The sequence below is a fragment of the Streptomyces melanosporofaciens genome (assembly GCF_900105695.1).
Taxonomy (GTDB): domain Bacteria; phylum Actinomycetota; class Actinomycetes; order Streptomycetales; family Streptomycetaceae; genus Streptomyces; species Streptomyces antimycoticus.
This window is the reverse complement of sequence record NZ_FNST01000002.1, coordinates 9,006,310-9,026,545: the sequence shown is the minus strand read 5'-3', so window position 1 is coordinate 9,026,545 and position 20,236 is coordinate 9,006,310. Positions and strand designations below refer to the sequence as shown.

Sequence of the window (20,236 nt, the reverse complement as noted above, 5' to 3'; positions counted from 1 at the left end):
CGAAACCCCCAGTCAGCGCCGGTTTACAGGCGGTTTTCGCGAACCCCTTGACCGCACGGGGCGGCGACTTTCAGGATGTCTCTCATCGCGCAACATGCCGCGCTATACGCAACTGGATGGTAACCGGCGGCCGTTGGAACGGCCTCGGCCTCACCCTCCATCGAGGCAGTCATGCCAGCTCCCGTGCACCGGTCCCTGCGATCGCAGGAGAACAGAGGAGTGAGCCATGCCGCAAGAAGCCCGCGCCGTCGTCGCGGTCAAAAAGGGCGCCCCCGTGGAGGTGCTCCCCGTTCTCGTGCCCGAACCCGGCGCCGGTGAGGTGCTGGTGGGAGTCCAGGCGTGCGGGGTGTGCCACACCGACCTGCACTACCGGGACGGCGCGATCGGTGACGAATTTCCGTATCTGCTCGGGCACGAGGCGGCCGGAATGGTCGAGGCCGTGGGCCCCGGCGTCACCGGACTCGCACCCGGTGACTATGTGGTCCTGGCCTGGCGGGCGCCGTGCGGCGGCTGCCGCTCCTGCCGCCGGGGCCGCCCGTGGTACTGCTTCGACAGCCGCAATGCCGCCCAGCCTATGACCCTGACCGACGGCACCCCGCTCAACCCGGCGCTGGGTATCGGCGCGTTCGCCGAGAAGACGCTGGTCGCGGCGGGGCAGGCGGTGAAGATCGACCCCTCGGCACGCCCCGAGGCGGCGGGGCTGATCGGCTGTGGGGTGATGGCCGGCTACGGCGCGGCCGTGCACACCGGCGGGGTCTCCAACGGCGACACGGTCGCGGTCATCGGCTGCGGCGGCGTCGGCAACGCCGCGATCGCCGGGGCCTCGCTGTCCGGGGCGCGCCGGGTGATCGCGGTGGACATCGACGACGCCAAGCTGGACGCGGCGACCCGCTTCGGCGCCACCGACACCGTCAACTCCCGTGGTACGGACCCGATCGAGGCCGTGCGCGAGCTGACCGGGGGCTTCGGCGCGAATGTGGTCATCGACGCGGTGGGCCGCCCCGAGACCTACACCCAGGGCTTCTACATGCGCGACCTGGCCGGGGTGCTGGTGCAGGTCGGGGTGCCGGATCCGGAGATGCGCATCGATCTGCCGCTGATCGATCTGTTCTCGCGGGGCGGTGCGCTCAAGTCGTCCTGGTACGGCGACTGCCTGCCCAGCCGCGACTTCCCGGTCCTGGTCGACCTCCACCTCAGCCGCAAGCTGGATCTGGACGCGTTCGTCAGCGAGACGATCACGCTGGACGAGGTCGAGACCGCGTTCGCCAAGATGCAGCGCGGCGAGGTGCTGCGGTCGGTGGTGGTCCTGTGAACGCCCGGAACAAGCGTGTCGTCATCGTCGGTGCCGGGATCGTCGGCTGCTCACTCGCCGATGAGCTGACCGCCCGCGGCTGGCGGGACATCACCGTCCTGGAGCAGGGCCCGCTGCTCGCCCCCGGCGGCTCGACCTCGCACGCCCCCGGACTGGTCTTCCGGACCAGCCCCTCCAAGACCCTGACCGACTTCGCCACCTACACCGTCGAGAAGTTCTCCTCCCTGGAGGTCGACGGGCTGCCCTGCTTCAACCCGGTGGGCGGCCTGGAGATCGCCACCAGCGAGGAGCGCTGGGCCGATCTGCACCGCAAGGCCGGGCTGGCGGCCTCCTGGGGCGTGCGGGGCGAGTTGCTCGGCCCGGCCCAGTGCGCCGAGCTGTGGCCGCTGCTGGACCCGGACCGGATCCTGGGCGGTTTCCACACCCCGGACGACGGGCTGGCCCGGGCGCTGCTCGCCTCCCGCGCCCAGATGGAGCGGGCCACCGCGCACGGCGCCCGCTTCCTGGAGCGGCACACCGTCACCGCCATCGAGCGGGAGGACGGCCGCGTCACCGCCGTCGTCACCGACCGGGGCACCTTCCCCGCCGACATCGTGGTCTCCGCCGCCGGGTTCTGGGGCCCGCTGATCGGCGCGATGGCGGGGGTCCCCGTCCCCCTGCAGCCGCTGGCCCACCAGTACGCCAGGACCGGGCCGCTGCCCGAGCTCGCGGGGCTCAACGACCCCCGTACGGAGGCGAGCCGGCCGATCCTGCGCTTCCAGGACCGCGACCTCTACTTCCGCGAGCACACCGACCGCATCGGCATCGGCAGCTACGCCCACCGCCCCCTCCCCGTCGACCCGGCGCGGCTGCCCGCGTACGACGAGGCCCCGGTGATGCCGTCCTCGCTGCCGTTCACCGCCGAGGACTTCGCCCCCAGCTGGGACGACAGCGTCGAACTGCTCCCCGCGCTCGGCGCGAGCCGGGTCGAGGAGGGCTTCAACGGCGTCTTCTCCTTCACCCCCGACGGTATGCCGGTCATCGGCGAGTCCCGCGAGGTGCGCGGCTTCTGGCTGGCCGAGGCGGTGTGGGTGACCCACTCCGCGGGTGTCGCCCGGGCCGTGGCCGAGTGGATGACGGACGGGCGGCCGGGCATGGACGTCCATGAATGCGATCTGTACCGCTTCGAGGACGCGCAACGCTCCCCCGCCTACGTCGCCGAGCGCGGGGCCCAGAACTTCGTCGAGGTCTATGACGTCATCCATCCGCTGCAGCCGATGGAGCAGCCGCGTCCGCTGCGGGTCAGCCCCTTCCACCTCCGGCAGCGGGAGCTGGGCGGGTACTTCCTGGAGGCCGCGGGCTGGGAGCGGCCGCACTGGTACGAGGCGAACGCCCCGCTCGCCGAGTCGATCGACCTGCCCCCGCGCGACGCCTGGTCGGCCCGCTACTGGTCGCCCATCGCCGCCGCCGAGGCCAGGGTCACCCGGGAGCGGGTCGCGCTGTACGACATGACCCCGCTCAAGCGGCTGACGGTCACCGGCCCCGGGGCGCTGGACTTCCTGCAGCGCATGACCACCAATCAGCTGGCGAAGAAGCCCGGTGCGGTCACCTACACCCTGCTGCTGGACGAGGCCGGGGGCATCCGCAGCGACCTCACCGTCGCCCGGCTGTCGGAGCGCCACTTCCAGGTCGGCGCCAACGGCGGACTGGACCTGGACTGGCTGCTGCGCCACGCAGCCGAAGGGGGCACCTCCCGGTCGAAGACGGGGGGAGTCCATATCGCCGACATCACCCCGGGCACCTGCTGCATCGGCGTGTGGGGCCCGCTCGCCCGGGATCTGGTCCAGCCGCTGACCCGGGACGACTTCTCGCATGAGGCGTTCGGCTACTTCAAGGCCCGGCAGACGTATATCGGCCATGTCCCGGTGACCGCGATGCGGCTGTCGTACGTCGGCGAGCTCGGCTGGGAGCTGTACACCACCGCCGATATGGGGCTGCGGCTGTGGGACACCCTGTGGGAGGCGGGACAGCGCCACGGGGTGATCGCCGCCGGGCGCTCGGCCTTCAACAGCCTGCGGCTGGAGAAGGGCTATCGCGCCTGGGGCCATGACATGACCACCGAGCACGATCCCTACGAGGCCGGGGTCGGCTTCGCCGTCCGGATGGACAAGGGCGATTTCGTCGGGCGTGCGGCGCTCGAGGGCCGCGGCGCGGAGACGGCGGCGCGCAGGCTGACCTGTCTCACCCTGGACGACCCGGCCGCGGTCGTCATGGGCAAGGAGCCGGTGTACGCCGATGGCGTCCCGGCCGGCTATGTGACCAGCGCGTCCTACGGCTACACCATCGGCCGGACCGTCGCCTACGCCTGGCTGCCCGCCGCGGCCGCGGTGCCCGGCGCCCCGGTCCATATCGAGTACTTCGGCGAGAAGGTCCCCGCGACCGTCGCCGCCGAGCCCCTCTTCGACCCGCGCATGGAGCGGATCCGCCGCTGACGCGAGCGCGTGCCGAGAGCGCGTGCCGAGAGCGCGTGCCGAGAGCGCGTGCCGAGAGCGTCCGCGAGCGCGGGAATCGAACCGCTTGGAGGACCCCTGATGGTCCCCACCCTCGCTGTGATCGTCCCGGGCCCCGGCGGCATGGGCCCTGCCCCCGCCCACCCCCTCGAACTCTTCGACCCCCGCCGGCTGATCGCCGCACCCGCCTGAGGAGAACCCCATGACTGTGGCTCCCGAGTCCCCCGCCGCCACGCCCCCCAGTCTGCTCGCCACTCTCCCCGGCCACTGGTACACCGCTCCCGGGATCTTCCGGCGGGAGCAGGAGCACCTGTTCGAGGCCATGTGGTTCTGCGCGGTGCGCGGGGCCGACCTGGACCGGCCGGGTGCGTTCCGCACCGTGCAGATCGGCCGGGAGAACGTGCTGATCACCCGCAACCGGCAGGGTGAGCCGCGGGCGTTCCTCAACATCTGCCGCCACCGCGGCGCCCGGCTGTGCACCGAGGAGTCCGGGACGGTGCGGCGCTCGCTGCAGTGCCCGTACCACGCCTGGACCTACGATCTGGACGGCAGGCTCACCGCCGCCCCCAACCTATCGAAGATGCCCGATATCGACCGGGTCGAGCGCGGACTGGTGCCGGTGCGGCTTCGCGAATGGCTCGGCTATGTCTGGGTCTGCCTGGCCGAGGAGCCACCCTCGTTCGAGGAGACGGTCATCGGGGCGGTGGCCGACCGGCTCGGCGACGCGGCATCCGTGGAGCGCTACGACGTGGCGGGGCTGGCGCTGGGCCGCCGGATCTCCTATGACGTCCGGGCCAACTGGAAGCTGATCGTCGAGAACTTCATGGAGTGCTACCACTGCGCGACGATCCATCCCGAACTCACCGATGTGCTACCGGAGTTCGCCGACGGCCTCGCGGCGCAGTACTTCGTCGGGCACGGCGCCGAATTCGCCGAGGAGGCCCAGGGGTTCACGGTGGACGGCAGCGAAGGGTTCGGCCGCATCGCCGGGATCACCGAGGAACAGGACCGCCGCTACTACGCGATCACGGTACGGCCGCAGGTCTTCCTGAACCTGGTCCCCGACCACGTGATCATGCACCGGATGTTTCCGCTCGCCCCCGATCGCACACTGGTCGAATGCGACTGGCTCTACGCACCCGAAGTGGTGGCGTCCGATCGGGATCTGTCGAAGTCGGTGGAGCTGTTCCACCGGGTCAACGCCCAGGACTTCGACGCCTGTGAGCGCACCCAGCCCGCCATGGACTCCCGCGCCTACCGCGACGGCGGGGTGCTGGTCCCCAGCGAACACCACATCGGCGCCTTTCACCGATGGGTGACCGACCATGTCCCGACCCCGACGCGGAGGAATGCCCGTGACGGACCTCTTCATCGGTGGCCAGTGGACCGAAGCGATCGACGAACGCACCCGTGAGATCCGCTGCCCGGCCGACGGATCGCTGGTGGCGGTCGTCGACGAGGGCGGCGGCAAGGACGCGGCCGAGGCGGTGGCCGCCGCCCGGCAGGCGTTCGACCAGGGGCCCTGGCCCCGAACCCCGGTCGGGGCGCGCGGCGATCTGCTGCTGCGCGTCGCCGATCTGGTGGAGCGCGACAAGGCCGGGCTCGCCCGCGCCGAATCGCTGGACACCGGGAAGCGACTGGCCGAGAGCGAGCTGGACATCGACGGTGTGGTGGCGTGCTTCCGCTACTACGGGCAGCTGGTGCGCACCGAGACGGACCGGGTCGTGGACACCGGCACCGAGCACACCGTCAGCCGGGTGGTCTATGAACCGGTCGGGGTCTGCGCGCTGATCACCCCGTGGAACTATCCGCTGCTGCAGACCTCGTGGAAGGTCGCGCCCGCGCTCGCCGCGGGCAACACCTTCGTGCTGAAGCCCAGTGAGCTGACCCCCAGTACGGCCATCGCCCTGATGCGGCTGCTGGCGGAGGCCGGGCTGCCGGACGGGGTGGCCAATCTGGTGCTCGGCCCGGGCGCCGAGGCCGGGGCCCCGCTCACCGACAACCCCGATGTGGACATGGTGTCCTTCACCGGGGGCCTGCGCACCGGGCGCCGGATCATGGCTGCCGCCTCGGGCACCGTCAAGCGGACCTCGCTGGAGCTGGGCGGCAAGAACCCCAATATCGTCTTCGCCGACGCGGACTTCGAAACCGCCGTGGACTACGCGCTCACCGCGGTCTTCCTCCACTCCGGACAGGTCTGCTCGGCCGGGGCCCGGCTGCTGGTGGAGGACCCCGTGCACGACGCCTTCGTCGAGGAGGTCGTGCGCCGCGCCCGCGGGATCCGGCTGGGCGGGCCGTTCGACGAGCGGGCCCAGACCGGCCCGCTGATCTCGGCCGCGCACCGGGCCAAGGTCGAGGCGTATGTGGCGACGGGGCTCGCGGAGGGCGCCCGGCTGCGCTGCGGCGGCGCCCGGCCGGACGATCCGGCCCTGGCCGACGGCTACTACTTTCTGCCGACCGTCCTCGACCGCTGCCACAGCGGTATGTCGGTGCTGGCCGACGAGTCCTTCGGGCCGGTGCTCACGGTGGAACGTTTCGCCGGTGAGGACGAGGCGGTGCGGCTGGCCAACGACACCGTGTACGGGCTCGCCGGGGCCGTATGGTCCGGCGACGAGGGGCGGGCGCAGCGGGTGGCCTCCCTGCTGCGGCTGGGCACCGTATGGATCAACGACTACCACCCCTATCTGCCGCAGGCGGAGTGGGGCGGGTTCAAACAGTCGGGGAGCGGACGGGAGCTGGGGCCCTGCGGGCTCGCGGAGTACCGGGAGGCCAAGCACATCTGGCGCAATACGCGGCCGCGGCCGCAGGGCTGGTTCGCCTGACCGGTGAATCGCCCGGGCCCGGGGCCGCGCGGCGAGGCGGCGAGGGCGGCGCTGCGCCATTCGGGTGAGCTCCGGTCAAGGACATTGCCCGCACCCCACCGGAATGGGTTACTGAATCCGTCCGATTCCGGTGGGCCGCCCATCCTTTCCGGTGGTGTGGAAGACGCCTTGCCAGATCGGAGCCGTCATGCCCTTTCGCCCGCATGGACTCATCCTCGTCACCGATCCCGGTGAGAACTGCATCGCCGTCGTCGACCCGGAGTCCCGCAGGCTCGTCCCGACGCTCAGCGCACCGATCCCGCTCCCGGCGCGATGCATGCCCGACCGTCGCAGACCGTCCAGCCGGCCTCCACCGCGACGGCCGTGACCACCGCGCCCGACCCCTCGACGGTGGGCGATCCGGTGACCTTCACCGCCACGGTCACGGCCGTTCCGCCCGGCGCGGGCGCCCCCACCGGGACCTCCTCTCCGGACCCCTCGGTGACCGGCCGGGCGGTGACCTTCACCGCCACCGTGGCGCCGACCCCGCCCGGTGCCGGAGTGCCCACCGGAACGGTGACCTTCGACTTCGGCGACGGGACGGCGACCGCCACGGCGTCGCTGTCCGGCGGGGTGGCGACCGTCGTCCACTCCTACACGACCACCACCGGGAGCCCGTTCGTCATCACAGCCACGTACAACGGGACCGAGAACTTCGCCACGTCCAGCGGCACCGACACGCAGACCGTCAACAAGGCGGCCACCACGACGGCCGTGTCCTCCTCGCCGAACCCGTCGACGACCGGTGACCAGGTGACGGTCACCGCGACCGTGACGGCCGTCGCCCCCGGGTCGGGGACGCCCGCCGGGACCGTCACCCTGGCCATCACCGAGCGCGCCCCTCAGGTGGTGACACTGGTGAACGGCACCGCCTCCGCGACGTTCAACCCCCTGCAGAAGGGGACGCATACCGTCACCGCCAACTACAACGGCGACGTCAACTACGCGACCTCCTCGGCGACCACCACACAGACGGTGAACACCGGTCCGGGGTAGCCCGCCGGGCTCACGGCCGGTCCGGCGACTCGACGGGCGCATCCGCGTCCGCCTCGGGGCGGCGGTACATCCGGGTCGCGGTGATCTGACCGTGCACCTGCTGCTCCTCCTCCGGCTCCCGGACCGGCAGCCCGGGCCGCAGATGCTCCTCGACGCTGATGTACTTCAGCCCGGCCCGCAGATCCGCGTCATTGCGCAACCGGATCACCAGCGGGAACTCGGCCAGCGCCGTGGTGTCGAACAGCCCCGTCGTATAGAGGAGCTGGACCCCGAGCGCGTCCGCGACCGCTCGCTGAAGCTCCAGCAGATAGGTGGCGTTGGCGCGGCCGATGGGGTTGTCGAGGAAGAGGGTGCCCGCGTGGCGGTGCTTGTCGCGGCCCCGGTCGTTGCTGCGCAGGGCCGCCATGGTGCAGTACAGCGCGATGGCGGCGGTCAGCAGCTGGCCGCCGGAGAACACATCGCCCATCTGTCCCACCGGCACCCGCTCGGCCCGCAGCACCGCGTCCGGTTTGAGGATCTCGACGGCCACCCCACGCGGCTGGAGCGCGGCATGGACCCCGCGCAGCAGCAGCGACATCCCGTCCCGCCGCAGGTCGGAGTTCTTCCGGACGGCGGAGCGGGTCGCCTCGTCGATGACCTCGCCGAGCCGCTCGGCGAGCGTGGCCTGGTCGGGGTCCTCGAAGCGGATCCGCAGGAACTCCTGCCCCGACCACTCGCCGAGCCCCTCCGGGAGCCGGGAGAGCCGCTGCGCCGAGCGCAGGGTGGCCAGGCAGGACTCGACCAGGCCGCGCAGCCGGTCCACGATGGAGTCGCGGTTGCGCTCCAGCTGCTCCAGCTCGTCGGTGAGCACGCGCAGCCGGGGCGCGAACGCGTCGGCCCAGGCGGCGGCGTGCTCGGGCAGCGCGGCCGCGGGGAGCTCGCGGATCTGCTGGCGGGCGGGGGTGCGCACCTGCTCGTAGCGGGTGGAGTTGGCGTGCCGCACCAGCACATCGCCGGCCTCCCGCACCGCCGACTCGGCCCCCGACAGATCGGCGGCGCAGCCGCGCAGGGAGCGGCGGGTCTCGGCGGCGGCCTGACGGGCCTCGGCGAGATCGCCGGCGTACGGCTCGGGCCGCTCGCCGTCGTCCTCCGCGCCGGGGCCCTCGCGCAGCAGATCCCGCAGCAGGGCCGCGGTCTCGTCGAAGCCGCCCGCCGCGTCCTCGGCGGAGCGGTGGGAGCGCACCAGGTCGGCGTGGGCGGTGCGGGCGGTCTCCAGGGCGTCCGTACGGGCGGCCAGTTCGCCGTTGGCGGTGCGCAGCAGCTCCTTCGCCTGCTCGGCGTCGGCCGGGACCGTCTCCTGGGGCAGCTCGGTGTGGGCGTCGCCATCGGCGGGGGCGAGCCGCTCGGCCTCGCCGCGCAGCCGCCCGAGCTGCTCGCTCGCCGCCGACGCGCGGCTCTCCAGCATCTGGACGAGCGATTCGGCGCGGGCGGCGGCGGCCTGCCGGGAGGGTCCGTCGGCGCCGTCGGTGCCCTCCAGGAGCTGGGCGGCGCGGGTGCGGACCTTGTTGGTGAGCCGGTCGAGGGAGGCGAGGGCGGCGCTCTCGTCGCTTTCGGCGCGGGCCTGTTCGGCACGCAGATCGGCGCCGACGCCGACCTTCTCGTAGACCTGGGAGGCGGCGCGGTACGCCTCGCGGAGCGCGGGCAGCGAGGTGGTGGGGGGCTCGGCGTCCTCGCCGAGGTCGTCGGGGGCGCCCGCGATCTCCGCGCGCTCGGCGCGCAGGGCGCGGGCGGTACGGTGCGCGTCGTCTGCCGCGCGCTGGGCGGCGCGCCGGTCCTCGTCGGCGGAGCGGGCCCGGTCCACACAGCCCGCGGCGCGCTCCTCGTACTCGGCGGCCTCCTCGGCCAGTTCGCGCAGCCGGGTCTGCCAGGTGGCGCGCTCCCGCAGCCGGTACGCCAGACCGGCCAGCGCGTCCGCCACCCGGCGGGCCCGCTGCGCCGCCTCCTGGCGCTCGTCCCGGACACGGGCGGCCTCGGTGGCGGCCTCGTCGGCCTCCGCCCGTACCGTACGCGCCTCCACCAGCTCGCGCTGCGCGGTGTCGGCGGCCTCCCGGCCGGTCTCCGCCGCCGCCGCGAGCTCCGCGAGCCGCCCGGGCGGGCAGCCGGTGCGCCAGGAGGCGAGCCGCGCGGACAACGCCCGGTCCCCGGCCAGCCGGCCGGCGAGCGCCCTGATCTCCTCGTCCCGCTCGGTGGCGCGGGCCCGCAGCTCGCGCCGCTCGTCGTCGGCGGCGCGCTCGTCGTGCATCGCCGGGTTCGGCGGCACGAGGAAGACCCCGCTGTCCTCGGCGCCGGGGGCGGGCGTCGGCGCGAGCAGCGCGGCGGACGTCCCGACGGCCACGGCGGACCGCGGCAGCAGCGACGCCTGGCCGAGGGCCGCACGGGCGCGGGCGTGGGTGTCGGGGTCGGTGATGACGACGCCGTCCACCAGCTCGGGGCGGGCCGCGAGCACGGCGGCGTGGTCGACGGGGTCCACGGCCTGGGCGAGGTAACGCCAGCCGGGGAGGGCGGGGATGCCCTGCTCGCCGAGGTATTCGACGGCCGCCAGCACATCGGGGCTGGGCGGCAGCAGGCCCCCGTCACCGAGCGCGCGCAGGATCCGCGCGTCGTCGGCGGCGGCGGTCCGCAGCTCGAAGAGCTGACGCTCGGCGGAGGCCACACTCTCCTCGAGGAGCTCACGCAGCGCCTCGGCGTTGCGGTCCAGCTCCTCGGCGGTCAGCGGCCCGTCACCGAGGGGCCGCTGGGCGGGGCGGCCGCGGTCCCGGCCGGGGGCGCTACCGGGCTCGGGGGTCCAGCAATCGGAGTCGTCGGTGGGGGCGGTGTTGCTGTCGGTGGTGTCGGGGTCGTCGGCGTCGTCGGTGCCGGGGTCGGCGTGGATGACATCGGCGGGGTCGGCAGCAGCCTCCGCTTCGGCCCGACCGTCGTCGCCGTCCCCGACCCGAGCCGATACCTCCCCGGGCGGCCGGGAGTCGGCCGCCACGGCCCGGGCGCCGCCGCGCGGGCCGTCCGGACACGGGGCGTCGTCGATCTCGTCGATCTCGTCGATCTCGTCGATCCGCACCGTCACCCGCCCCGCGGGCCGCGACTCCGCCGCGAGCGGACGACGCCAATGGCCCTCCCCCGGACCCGCCTCCGCGTCCTCGCCAAGGGCCGTTCCCCGCGGAGCGGAATACGTCTCCTCGGCCTCACCCACCGATTCCGCATCCGCCCACCGGTCGCCAACGGAGGCGGCATCGTGTTCGCGGGTGTCGGTGTCGGTAGGTGACTCCTCGAAGGCGTAGGCGTGGTCGGTGGGCGCGGGCTCCCCGTCCAGGGGGATCGTGCGGGTGGAGGCGCGGAAGGCGGCGGGGAGTTGGGAGAGGCCGATGTCGTCCGCGTCCTCCTCGTCCACGCGGACCGTGATCCACCCGGCCCGGCCGGAGTCGGTCGGCAGGGCGCGGGTGCCCCGCCGACCCACCGCGCCCGGGTCCGGAATGCGCACCGTCACCCCGCCCGCCGCGCGCGCGTCCGCCGCCGAGGGGCGGGCGGCGGCGCGCGGGGCGGGGACGGCGGCGGAGGGCTGTGGCAGGCCCAGCAGTTCGATCAGACGCTGCTCCGCGCCCAGCGCCTCGGCGGCGCGCCGCTCCGCGTCGTACGCGGACTCCGCGGCCCGCGCCGCGTCCACCGCTCGCGCCGCGGCCAGGTCGGCGCGGGCCTCCTCGGCGGCGGCCGTCTTCGCGTGGTCGGCGGTGCGCCGGGCGGTCTCGCGGGCCTCGTCGAAGGCGGCGACCGTGGTCTTCTCGGCGTCGCTCGCGGCGAGGGCGGCGCGGGCCGGGTCGGCGTCGGGGGCGGAGTCGTCGAGCCAGCCGGCGCGGACGGCCTCGGCGGTCTCCTGCTCGACCTCGGCGAGCCGCTGGCGTAGATGCTCGGCGTCGCTGCGGGCGCGCTGGGCCGCCGTGGCGGCGGAGGTGGCGTCGCGGTGGGCGGCCTCGCCGGCCTCCTGGAGGGCGGCGGAGCGCTCCTCCTCCTCGCCCGCGACCCGCTCTCCGTCCGCCGCCGCCGCGTGCAGGGCGCGGACGAGGTCGCCGGCGGCCTTGGCGCGGGCGGCGAGCGCGGGGGCCGCGTCCCGCTCGGCCTCGCGGATGGCGGCGGCCACGCGCGCGGAGCGGTCGGCGGCGGCGCGGTGGCGCAGCACCGTCTCGGCGGCCTGCCAGGCGGAGTGCAGGGTGCGGGCGTCGTTGAGCTCGCGGCGCTGCGCGGCGGCGCCCTTCTCGGCGGCGGCGAGCGCCAAGGAGGCGTGGCGGTAGGCGAGTTCGGCGGCGACGAGGTCGCTGCGGCTGCGGGCCTCCTCGGCGTCGGTGACGGCCTGGGCCGCGGAGCCGACCCGCTCGGCGAGCTCGGCGGCGCGTGCCCGCTCCTCCGCGCCGCGTGCGGACAGCCGCCGGGCGAGCGTACGGGTGCGGCGCTCGGCGCCCGCGTGCACACCGCGGGCCTGCTCACGTCGCTCGGCGGCCTCCGCGATGCGCTGGAGCAGATCGAGCGAACCGGCGGTGAAGTCGCGCTCGGCGGTCAGCTCGGCGCGGCGGCCAAGCTTGTGGGCGAAGCCATGGACGAGGTCGGCGAGCCCGTCGGTGTCGCGGGTGTCGGTGACGGCGCGCAGCAGGAGGTCGGTGAAGTCGGAGTCGTTCTTGACCGCGAAGAGCCCGGCGGCCTCGCCCTCGTCGGCGTTCATCTCCCGCTGGTAGCGGAAGAGTTCGGGGTCGAGGCCGAGCTCGCCGAGGTGTTCGTTCCAGCGCTCGTGGATCTCCACCCAGACCACGTCGAGATGCGGATACGCCTTGCCGGCCTCCGTAAGGGCGTCACGGAAGCCCTTCATGGTGCGGCGGCGGCCACGTGCGGTGGAGGCGCCCTCGACGGAGGGTCGCACCGCCGCGGACTCGGCGACCGGCAGCGAGTCCAGGCTCATTCCGGGGCCGGGCCGGAAGGAGTACCACGCCTCGGCGAACTTCCGCGGGTCGTTGGAGACCTGACGGCCGCGCCATTCGCTGACCTTGCCGACGACGACGGTCTCACCGGTGACGGTGTGCTGCCACTCCAGCGCGACATGTCCGCAGTCGTCGGCGAGCAGGAACTTGCGCAGCACGCCGGAGCTGGCGCCGCCCAGGGTGTTGCGATGGCCGGGCAGCATCACCGAGAAGATCAGCTTGAGCAGGACGGACTTGCCGCCGCCGTTCTCCAGGAAGAGCACACCGGCGGGGGCGGGGCGGCGCAGCGGGCCGACCGGCTCCTCCTCGAAGAACTCCGCCTGGGTGGGCGCCGGGCTGGGCACCGGCTCGCCGACTCCGCGCAGGTCCAGCACCGTGTCGGCGTAACGCGCACCGGCCGGCCCGATGGAGTAGAGGCGGATCCGGGACAGCTCGTACATGGCGGCGGACTCTCGTTGTCGGAAGGGGTGGTGATGTCGGGCGGGCGGGGACGGGGCGGGGTTCAGGAATGGAAGGGGAGACCGGCGTCGGCCACCAGATCGAGGTCGTCGCCCTCGTCGGGGGCAGCAGGGTCGCGCTGCCGTCGCTGACGGGGACGACACCGAGCTCCAGCAGCTCGGCCATGGCGGCGGTGGCCGCCATGTCGCGCACCTGGAGCTGATAGCGGGCGGTGGTGCGGTAGGTGCCGCCGGACTCGTCCCCGGTGCGCTGCAGAAAGCCGGAGTCGACCAGGAAGGCCAGGGCCTTGCCGACGATGCCGGTGGTGGAACCGGCGAGCCTGCGCGCGTCCTTGGTGGCGCCGGTCGCGCTGCGCCGGGCGTAGACCCGCCAGGCGGATTCCAGCCCGGGCGCGCCGGTGGCGGGGTCGGTGTTCTCCCCCTGCTCCTCGGCGCGCTCCTCCAGCCGACGGCACGCCTGGCGGACGAAGGCGTCGACGCCGTTGACGGTGACCCGGCCGATATAGCCGTCGTCGGCGAGGTCCTCGGGGCGGGGGAACGCCAGGGCGGCGACGGCGAGATGGGCGAGGCCGTGCAGAAAGCGGTCGGCGGAGTCGGTGGCGGCCCGGCGGGCGTAGTCGCCCATGCGGACGGCGAAGACGGAGTCCTCGGCGGCGGTGACGGCCATTCCGGCGCGGGTGGAGACCTCCAGCACGATGAGCCCGAGCCCGGCGGCGACGGCGTCGGCGAGGCGCGCGAAGGCCGGTTCGTCGCGGTGGCGGCGCAGCAGCTCGGCGTATTCGACGTCCCGCGCGGGCAGCAGCTTGGGCTGGAGCCCGAAGGCCACCAGCCGTGCGGCGTCGGCCGCGTCGGCAGGCGTGATCCCGGGCGCCGCCGGGGCGGGTGCCGCGTCCGGCGTCGTGATGTCGTCCATGTCGTACTCGGTCACGGCTGAACCTCCTCGCGCGGGGCGTCTTCACTGGTCATGGCCATCAGGCCACCTCCGCCCGGTCGGCCGCCATACCGACCGCGTCCAGCAGGGCGGTACCTACTATCAGGTCGGCGCCGCCGAACTCGGGGTCGTCCAGCTCGGTGCCGTCGTCCACGGCGAACAGCAGCCGCTGCTCGCCCTGGCGGTAGGCGGTGCCGACCGGGGGGCTGGCGGCGTGGACGGCGAGGAGGGCGATCAGATAGGGCAGTTCGGGGTCGCGGCGGCGGGCGTCGGCGAGCAGCCCGGACAGCCGGCGGGGGGCGTCGGCGGGCAGCTCGAGCAGCTCCATGGCCACCGCGAGCTGCTCCTCGCTGAAGCGGCTATCGTCGGGGGTGGCGATGAGGTCCGGCTCGGGCATCTCGGCGCCGAGGTGCTCACGCTCCACGGGCGGGGTGAGCAGCATCTCGACCAGGTCGCCCATGCGCACCGAGGTCGGGGTGCGCAGGCCGGTGCCGCGGGCGAAGAACGCGTCGGTGACCCGGCCCGCGCGGTCGAGGGGGAGCGGGAGGACGGGGGCCAGCAGCTGTCCGTACAGGTCGTATCCGGAGCGCGGGGCGGGGGGTGCGAAGGCTTGGCGGTCCTGCTCGGCGCGGAACAGCGGACCGGCCTCCAGCAGCCGGGACTGGAGCTGGGTGTGGCGCCGGATGCAGTCCTTGACGATGTCGACGAGCTCGGCGGCGCGCCGCTTGTGCTCGGCGCTCTCCGCCTCGTCGCGCGCCTTACGGATGTTGGTGAGGATCGCGTTCTCATGGCGGTAGCGGTCGGCGACGTGGTCGAGCGCCTCGCTGATCAGCTCGGGGACGGTGCTCAGCCAGTCGACGGCGCGGACGTTGCGCCGGGTGGCGTCGAGGGTGCGGCGCAGCGTCTCCGAGTACTGCACGGTGCGGTAGCGGGCCTGCTCGGCGGCGAGTTGGGCATCGGCGAGCCGGCCCCGGCTGATGAGGACCTCCAGTTTGACCTCGGCGGCGATCTGGGCGCTGGTGACATCCGTGTCCAGCGCGCCGACCAGGACGTTGACCGCCTCGTCGGTGGTGCGCAGATAGACGCTGCCGCCGGGGCCGGGCACCTCTTCGATCAGCTTGAAGTCATAGTCCCTGCGGACATAGACCCCATCGGGCCCGAAGGTGCCGTAAACGGCGCGGAAGCCGCGGTCCACACTGCCGACGTTGATCAGGTTCTCCAGCACCCAGCGGGCGACCCGGTCGTGCTCGGCGGCGGGGCGCCCGGGGGCCTGGGCCGCGACGCGGGGCAGCAGCCTGGCCACTATCTGCTCGTGGTCGGCGCCGGTGTCGAAGTCCATGTGGAGCGTGACCAGGTCGATGGCGGCGAGGGCGACCTCCGCCATCGCGTACACCCCGTACTCCCCCGCCAGGTTGGCCTTGCGCGCGTCGAGGTCGTGCAGCGGCGCGGTGCAGGCGAGCGCGCGCAGCCGCCGGGCCAGGCCCTCGTCGGCGGCCGGGCCCGGGGCCGGCCGGGCGGCCCCTTCAGCGGTGTTGAGCTGGGGCGCGGCGGCCCCCGGGGGTGGAGATGTCACGTCGCACAGAGTAGGCGGTCGCACCGACAACGTACGAAACGGCACGGAGATCCCGGTATGACGCTCCCGATCCCCGGGCGTGCACGCGCGTACACCGGCGCGTCCCCCGCACCTCACCGATCCGTCAGTCTACGGCTCACCGGCCGGTGGTCCGTCCAGGGCGAGCGCCGCGAAGGTGGCCAGCCAGTGATCGCCGGTGAAGTCCCCGGAGTCGGTGGCCGGGAGCCCGGCGGCCAGATGGTCGCGGGCCGCCGTCCGCAGTACGTCCGCCCGCGGATCGCCGTGCGGCAGGGCGGCGGCCAGGCGGCGGAGCGCGGCGGCCCGGCTGAGGATGAGGCCGAGGAGATGACCGATCTGCGGGTCGGCGGGGTCGGAGACGACGGGCGGGGTGAGCACGGTGACGGGCGCGCCCCATTCGACGCCGGGCAGGAAGCGTTCCAGCCAGCGCGCGAACTCCTCTTGCGGCAGCACCCGGCTCATCGCCTCGGCCTCGGTGAGCGCGGGCGAGAGGAAGTCCTGTCCGGAGGGCTCCCAGTGGACGGGGGCGTCGTGGTCGTCGGCGAACCAGCCGAGGACGGCCTCGGTGACCGGTTCGACGATGGTCTTGACGTCGGCGGCGGCCGCGCTGTCCAGGACCAGGCCGAGGGCGAAGGCGCTGTTGGTGTGGACGCCGTGCCGCACCGGGTAGGTGGCGCGCGCCAGCCACTCGCCCAGCAGCGCGCGGACGGCGTCGGCGGCCGGTTCCAGGGCCTTCGCCCAGCGCTCGCCCGCGGGTCCCGGGAGGCTCCGGCACTCGGCGGTCAGCGCGAGCAGCCAGGCCCATCCGTAAGGACGCTCGAAGGAGGGATGGGCACGGAGATAGTCCGCCTCGGCGGCCAGGGCATCGACCGTAAGGTGCCCATCGAGTACGGCGGTGACCTCCTCGGCACGGATGCGGTCGGGGCAGCGGCGCAGCAGCCGGACCAGCAGCCAGTGCATATGGACCGCGGAGTGCCAGTCGTAGGAGCCGTAGAAGGCGGGGTGGTGGTGGCGCGGCTCCACCAAGTCCTCGGGTCCGCGCAGCAGATGCGCCGGAGCGTTGGGGTAGGCCCGGGTGACGTTGGCGGTGGCCAGGGCGGCGAACCGGGCCGCGTACCGGCCGAGTTCGCTCGCCGTCTCGTCCGGCCCGTCGGATTCGTGGGGCTCGTCGGAGTCGTTGGGCTCGTGCGGCTCGTGCGGCTCGTTCAATGCGTGGGGCTCGTTCAATGCGTTGCTCCCTCGGCGATGCGCAGGTCGGTCCGGGTGCGCACGGCCGCCCCGATGATCGCCCGCAGCGCGTCGGCGGACATCTCGGCGGGCAGTGCGGGTTCGGCGCGGTCCACGACCTGTTCGGGCGCGTACGGGAGGTGGACGAAGCCGCCGCGCAGGGCGGGCCGCTCGGTGGCGATGAGATGGGCCAGGCCGTAGAAGACGTGGTTGCACACGAAGGTTCCGGCCGTCTGCGAGACGGCGGCCGGAATCCCGGCCTCGCGGACGGCGGCGACACACGCCTTGACGGGCAGGGAGGCGAAGTAGGCGGCGGGGCCGCCCTCGACGACCGGTTCGTCGATGGGCCGGCGTCCGGCGTTGTCGGGTATCCGGGCGTCGTCCACGTTGATCGCGACCCGTTCGACGGTGACGTTGGGGCGCCCGCCGGCCTGGCCCACGCACAGCACCAGATCGGGGTCGGCCTCCGCCACGGCGGCGGCCAGGTCCTCCAGCGCGGTGCCGAAGACGCAGGCGAGCTGTACGGCCGTGACCTCGGTGCCGGGCGGCGGGTCGGCGGCGACGAGGGAGACGGCCTGCCACGACGGGTTGACGTCCGAGCCCGCGAAGGGCTCGAAGCCGGTGAGAAGTACTCGGGTCACAGCGGCCCCCTTCAGAAGGCGAAGAGCGAGATGATGGCGATGTTGCAGACCAGCAGCGCACCGGCGGTGGGGATCTGCGCCTTGATGGGCCCGTACTGGTCCTTGAGTTCCAGCAGCGCGGCGGGCACCAGGTTGAAGTTGGCGGCCATGGGGGTCACGAGCGTGCCGCAGAAGCCGGCCAGCATGCCGACGGCGAGGACGACGGGCGGATCCCCGTGCATCTGCTGGATGAGCACGGGCCAGCCGATGGCGGCGGTCATCACCGGGAAGGCGGCGAAGGCGTTGCCCATGATGATGGTGAACAGGGCCATTCCGACGCAGTAGACGGCCACGGCGATGTACTTCTGGCCGTCCGGCAGCAGCTGCTCGGTGATCTTGCCGACCTGGGTGCCGACCCCGGCCACCTGGAAGATGGAGCCGAGCACGGCGAGCAGCTGGGGCAGCAGCAGCGCCCAGCCCATGGACTCCAGCAGGCTCCGGCCGGCGTGCAGGGGCACCGAGGGCCGCCGCTCGCGCACCACGACCATGGCGACCAGCAGCCCGACGATCGCGCCGAAGCCGAGGCCGAGAATGGTCTCGCTGCCCTCCTCCAGGACCGGTTCGCCCCCGATGTGCCAGTGCTTGACGGCCGAGGCGCAGACGACGGCGACCAGCGGGATGGTGAGCGCCGGGACGAACAGTTTGCTGCCGAGCCGGGCGGCCGTGGCGACGCGCTGCTCGGTCGTGGTGGTGCGCGGCACACCACGCCCGGTGAGCGGGAAGCCGCCGAGGCAGACCATGGCGAGGACGGCGACGCCCAGCGGTTCGGCCGGGGCCTTCTTCTCCACCACCCAGCTGCTGTAGAAGAAGCAGCCGCCGAGGAGCCCCCAGAAGGCGGCCGAGCCAAGCCGCTTGGGGTTGCTGCGGTCGACGGCCATCTGGGCGGCCATGGCGAGGAAGACGGCGCCGACGAGCCAGTAGAACCACTCCGCCTTGATCACTTGGCTTCCTCCGCGGTGCGGCTGCCCTCGGCAGCGGATCGGCCGCCGGGGGCGGCGAGGTCGTGGTCCAGGGAGCGGTCCAGGCGCAGCAGCCGGAAGCCGTGGATGAGGAACGCGCAGACGGCGGTGGGGATGGCCCACAGGGCGAGCTGCAGCGGCTCCAGATGGGTGTGGTAGGTGGTGTTGACGAAGCCGGTGATCAGCAGGATCGAGCCGATGGCCAGGAAACAGTCCTCGCCGAAGAACAGCCCGACCGTGTCGGCGCTGGCGGAGTACGAGCGGACGCGCTCGCGGACCCGCTCGGGCAGCGGGCCGTGGCGGCGTTCCGCGGCGCCCTCGGCCATCGGCGCGACCATGGGCCGCACGCTCTGGGCCGGGCCGCCGATGCTGGTGAGGCCGAGCGCGGCGGTGAGCTGGCGCAGCGCCAGGTAGAGGGCGAGGAACCGGCCGGTGGTGAGCTTGCCGAGCCGCCCGATGAGGGTCCGGGCCTGTTCCTGGAGGCCGTTGCGCTCCAGGAGGCCGATCACGGGCAGGGTGATGACGAAGATCGTCACCGAGCGGCTGGAGGCGAAGCCGTCACCGAAGGCCGCCAGGATCCCCTGGGGCGAGAGTTTGGCCAGCAGTCCGGTGGCGATGCCGGCGACCCCCACCACCAGCAAGGGGTTGCGTCGTGTGGCGAAGCCGAGGATCACCACGAGGACGCCAAGGAGAACGATCATGCGTCCCGCCTTCCGCGCAGAAGGACCTCACGGGGGGCGTGAGGAGAGTGCACCGGAGGCTAGGCGTTCGTTCAACGATCCGACAAGAGCCTGAAACGAACTTGTTCCGGCTCCGTCGGATCGTTTACCGCTGGGAAACCTCTATCGCCGGGACATCTTCCGCCCGTAGGCATCGGCCAACTGCCCCTGGGAATCGTCCAGATAGGAGGCGAGCAACCGTTCCGCCTCCACCGCGTCGCCGCTCTGCAGCACCTCCAGGATCTGGCGGTTGCGCACCAGATAGGGGGCGTGGAAGCGGCGGGGGTCGGCCATGACATGGAAGACCAGCCGGAGCTCGGCCAGCACCCCGCGCATGAGTTCGTCCGCGCGGGGACTTCCGGCGAGGGAGACGATCGCCTGATGGAAGCGGATATTGGCGGTGGACAGGTCCTGCCAGGCCCGGTCCCGCGCGGCGCGCTCGCCCGCCAGGACCGCCGCCTCGACCGCCTGGACCGCGTAGGGCGGTTCCCCCAGGCCGCGCACCGTCGCGCATTCGACGAGCCGGCGCACGCGGTAGATGTCATTGAGGTCGTCGACCGTGACGACGCGGACGAACACCCCGCGGTTCAGCTCGTGCACCAGCAGCCGCTCATGGGTCAGCAGGCGGAACGCCTCGCGGAGGGTGTTGCGCGAGACGCCGAGCGCGCCGCCCACGCTGTCCTCGGACAGCCGGGTGCCGGGCGGGAAGAACCCCTCGGCGATACGGTCGCGCAGGATGTCGGCGACGCGCTCCGCCGTGCTGGTGCGCCCCAGCAGGGCCCGGTCGGCCTCGAGCCCGGCGGCGAGACCGGAGGCCTGGGGGCACCCGGCCGCCTCCGGCATCCCCGGCGACTCGTCCGACGATTCCCCCGCCGATTCACCGGACCGGCGATTCACGCCTTTTGTCCCGTTCGCCACATCAGCCCCTGTTCGGTGTCTCGTTCGTCCCGTATAGCGAGAAGTCAAGCCCAGAAACCGTCACCGGACAACAGACATCTTGTCGGATCGTTCAACGA

Annotated in this window: 12 protein-coding genes and 1 pseudogene; 5 read left to right on the top strand and 8 right to left on the bottom strand. The window is 73.3% G+C overall.

Going from position 1 to position 20,236, the window contains the following annotated elements; translation table 11 throughout:
• Positions 1-226 precede the first annotated feature (226 nt).
• The 5 genes from BLV72_RS41240 to BLV72_RS41220 all read left to right on the top strand — a co-directional run bounded on the left by BLV72_RS41240 (position 227) and on the right by BLV72_RS41220 (position 7,658).
• On the top strand, positions 227-1,312 hold the full coding sequence (locus BLV72_RS41240; protein ID WP_093468891.1) for an S-(hydroxymethyl)mycothiol dehydrogenase: 1,086 nt from the start codon (positions 227-229) through the stop codon (positions 1,310-1,312).
• Positions 1,309-3,783, top strand: coding sequence for a GcvT family protein (locus BLV72_RS41235; protein ID WP_093468890.1), 2,475 nt, complete (start codon positions 1,309-1,311; stop codon positions 3,781-3,783). The genes BLV72_RS41240 and BLV72_RS41235 overlap by 4 nt, the downstream gene beginning before the upstream one ends.
• 220 nt (positions 3,784-4,003) lie before the next feature.
• Positions 4,004-5,215 carry an aromatic ring-hydroxylating oxygenase subunit alpha gene (locus BLV72_RS41230; RefSeq protein ID WP_107417523.1) on the top strand — a complete coding sequence of 404 codons (1,212 nt, stop codon included), beginning with the start codon at positions 4,004-4,006 and terminating at the stop codon, positions 5,213-5,215.
• Positions 5,157-6,623, top strand: a complete 1,467-nt coding sequence (locus BLV72_RS41225; RefSeq protein WP_093468888.1) for an aldehyde dehydrogenase family protein — start codon at positions 5,157-5,159, stop codon at positions 6,621-6,623. Before BLV72_RS41230 ends, BLV72_RS41225 begins: the two co-directional genes overlap by 59 nt.
• A gap of 363 nt (positions 6,624-6,986) precedes the next feature.
• Positions 6,987-7,658, top strand: coding sequence for an Ig-like domain-containing protein (locus BLV72_RS41220; protein WP_167746505.1), 672 nt, complete (start codon positions 6,987-6,989; stop codon positions 7,656-7,658).
• 10 nt (positions 7,659-7,668) lie between these two features.
• On the opposite strand, the gene BLV72_RS41215 is transcribed toward BLV72_RS41220, so the two are convergent.
• The 8 genes and pseudogenes from BLV72_RS41215 to BLV72_RS41180 form a co-directional block, all read right to left on the bottom strand.
• Entirely contained in the window at positions 7,669-13,095 is a 5,427-nt protein-coding gene (locus BLV72_RS41215; protein ID WP_093468885.1) for a hypothetical protein, read from the bottom strand.
• 62 nt (positions 13,096-13,157) lie between these two features.
• Positions 13,158-14,026, bottom strand: a pseudogene (locus BLV72_RS41210) (hypothetical protein).
• Between the two features lie 58 nt (positions 14,027-14,084).
• Positions 14,085-15,617: a hypothetical protein gene (locus BLV72_RS41205; protein ID WP_093468884.1), complete on the bottom strand. Its 1,533-nt coding sequence runs from the start codon at positions 15,615-15,617 to the stop codon at positions 14,085-14,087.
• Between the two features lie 129 nt (positions 15,618-15,746).
• The gene (locus BLV72_RS41200; protein WP_093470835.1) at positions 15,747-16,730 is read right to left on the bottom strand and encodes a DUF2891 domain-containing protein; all 984 of its coding nucleotides are present in this window, start codon (positions 16,728-16,730) and stop codon (positions 15,747-15,749) included.
• A 128-nt stretch (positions 16,731-16,858) separates the two neighbouring features.
• Positions 16,859-17,503 (bottom strand): pyroglutamyl-peptidase I, encoded by a 645-nt coding sequence (gene pcp / locus BLV72_RS41195; protein WP_093468882.1) that lies wholly within the window; start codon positions 17,501-17,503, stop codon positions 16,859-16,861.
• Positions 17,504-17,514: 11 nt separating this feature from the next.
• Positions 17,515-18,483 carry a DUF979 domain-containing protein gene (locus tag BLV72_RS41190; RefSeq protein ID WP_093468881.1) on the bottom strand — a complete coding sequence of 323 codons (969 nt, stop codon included), beginning with the start codon at positions 18,481-18,483 and terminating at the stop codon, positions 17,515-17,517.
• A complete protein-coding gene (locus tag BLV72_RS41185; RefSeq protein WP_093468879.1) occupies positions 18,480-19,202 on the bottom strand; it encodes a DUF969 domain-containing protein in 723 nt (240 codons plus the stop codon). The genes BLV72_RS41190 and BLV72_RS41185 overlap by 4 nt, the downstream gene beginning before the upstream one ends.
• Before the next feature lie 141 nt (positions 19,203-19,343).
• The gene (locus tag BLV72_RS41180; RefSeq protein WP_093468878.1) at positions 19,344-20,063 is read right to left on the bottom strand and encodes a GntR family transcriptional regulator; all 720 of its coding nucleotides are present in this window, start codon (positions 20,061-20,063) and stop codon (positions 19,344-19,346) included.
• Positions 20,064-20,236 lie beyond the last annotated feature (173 nt).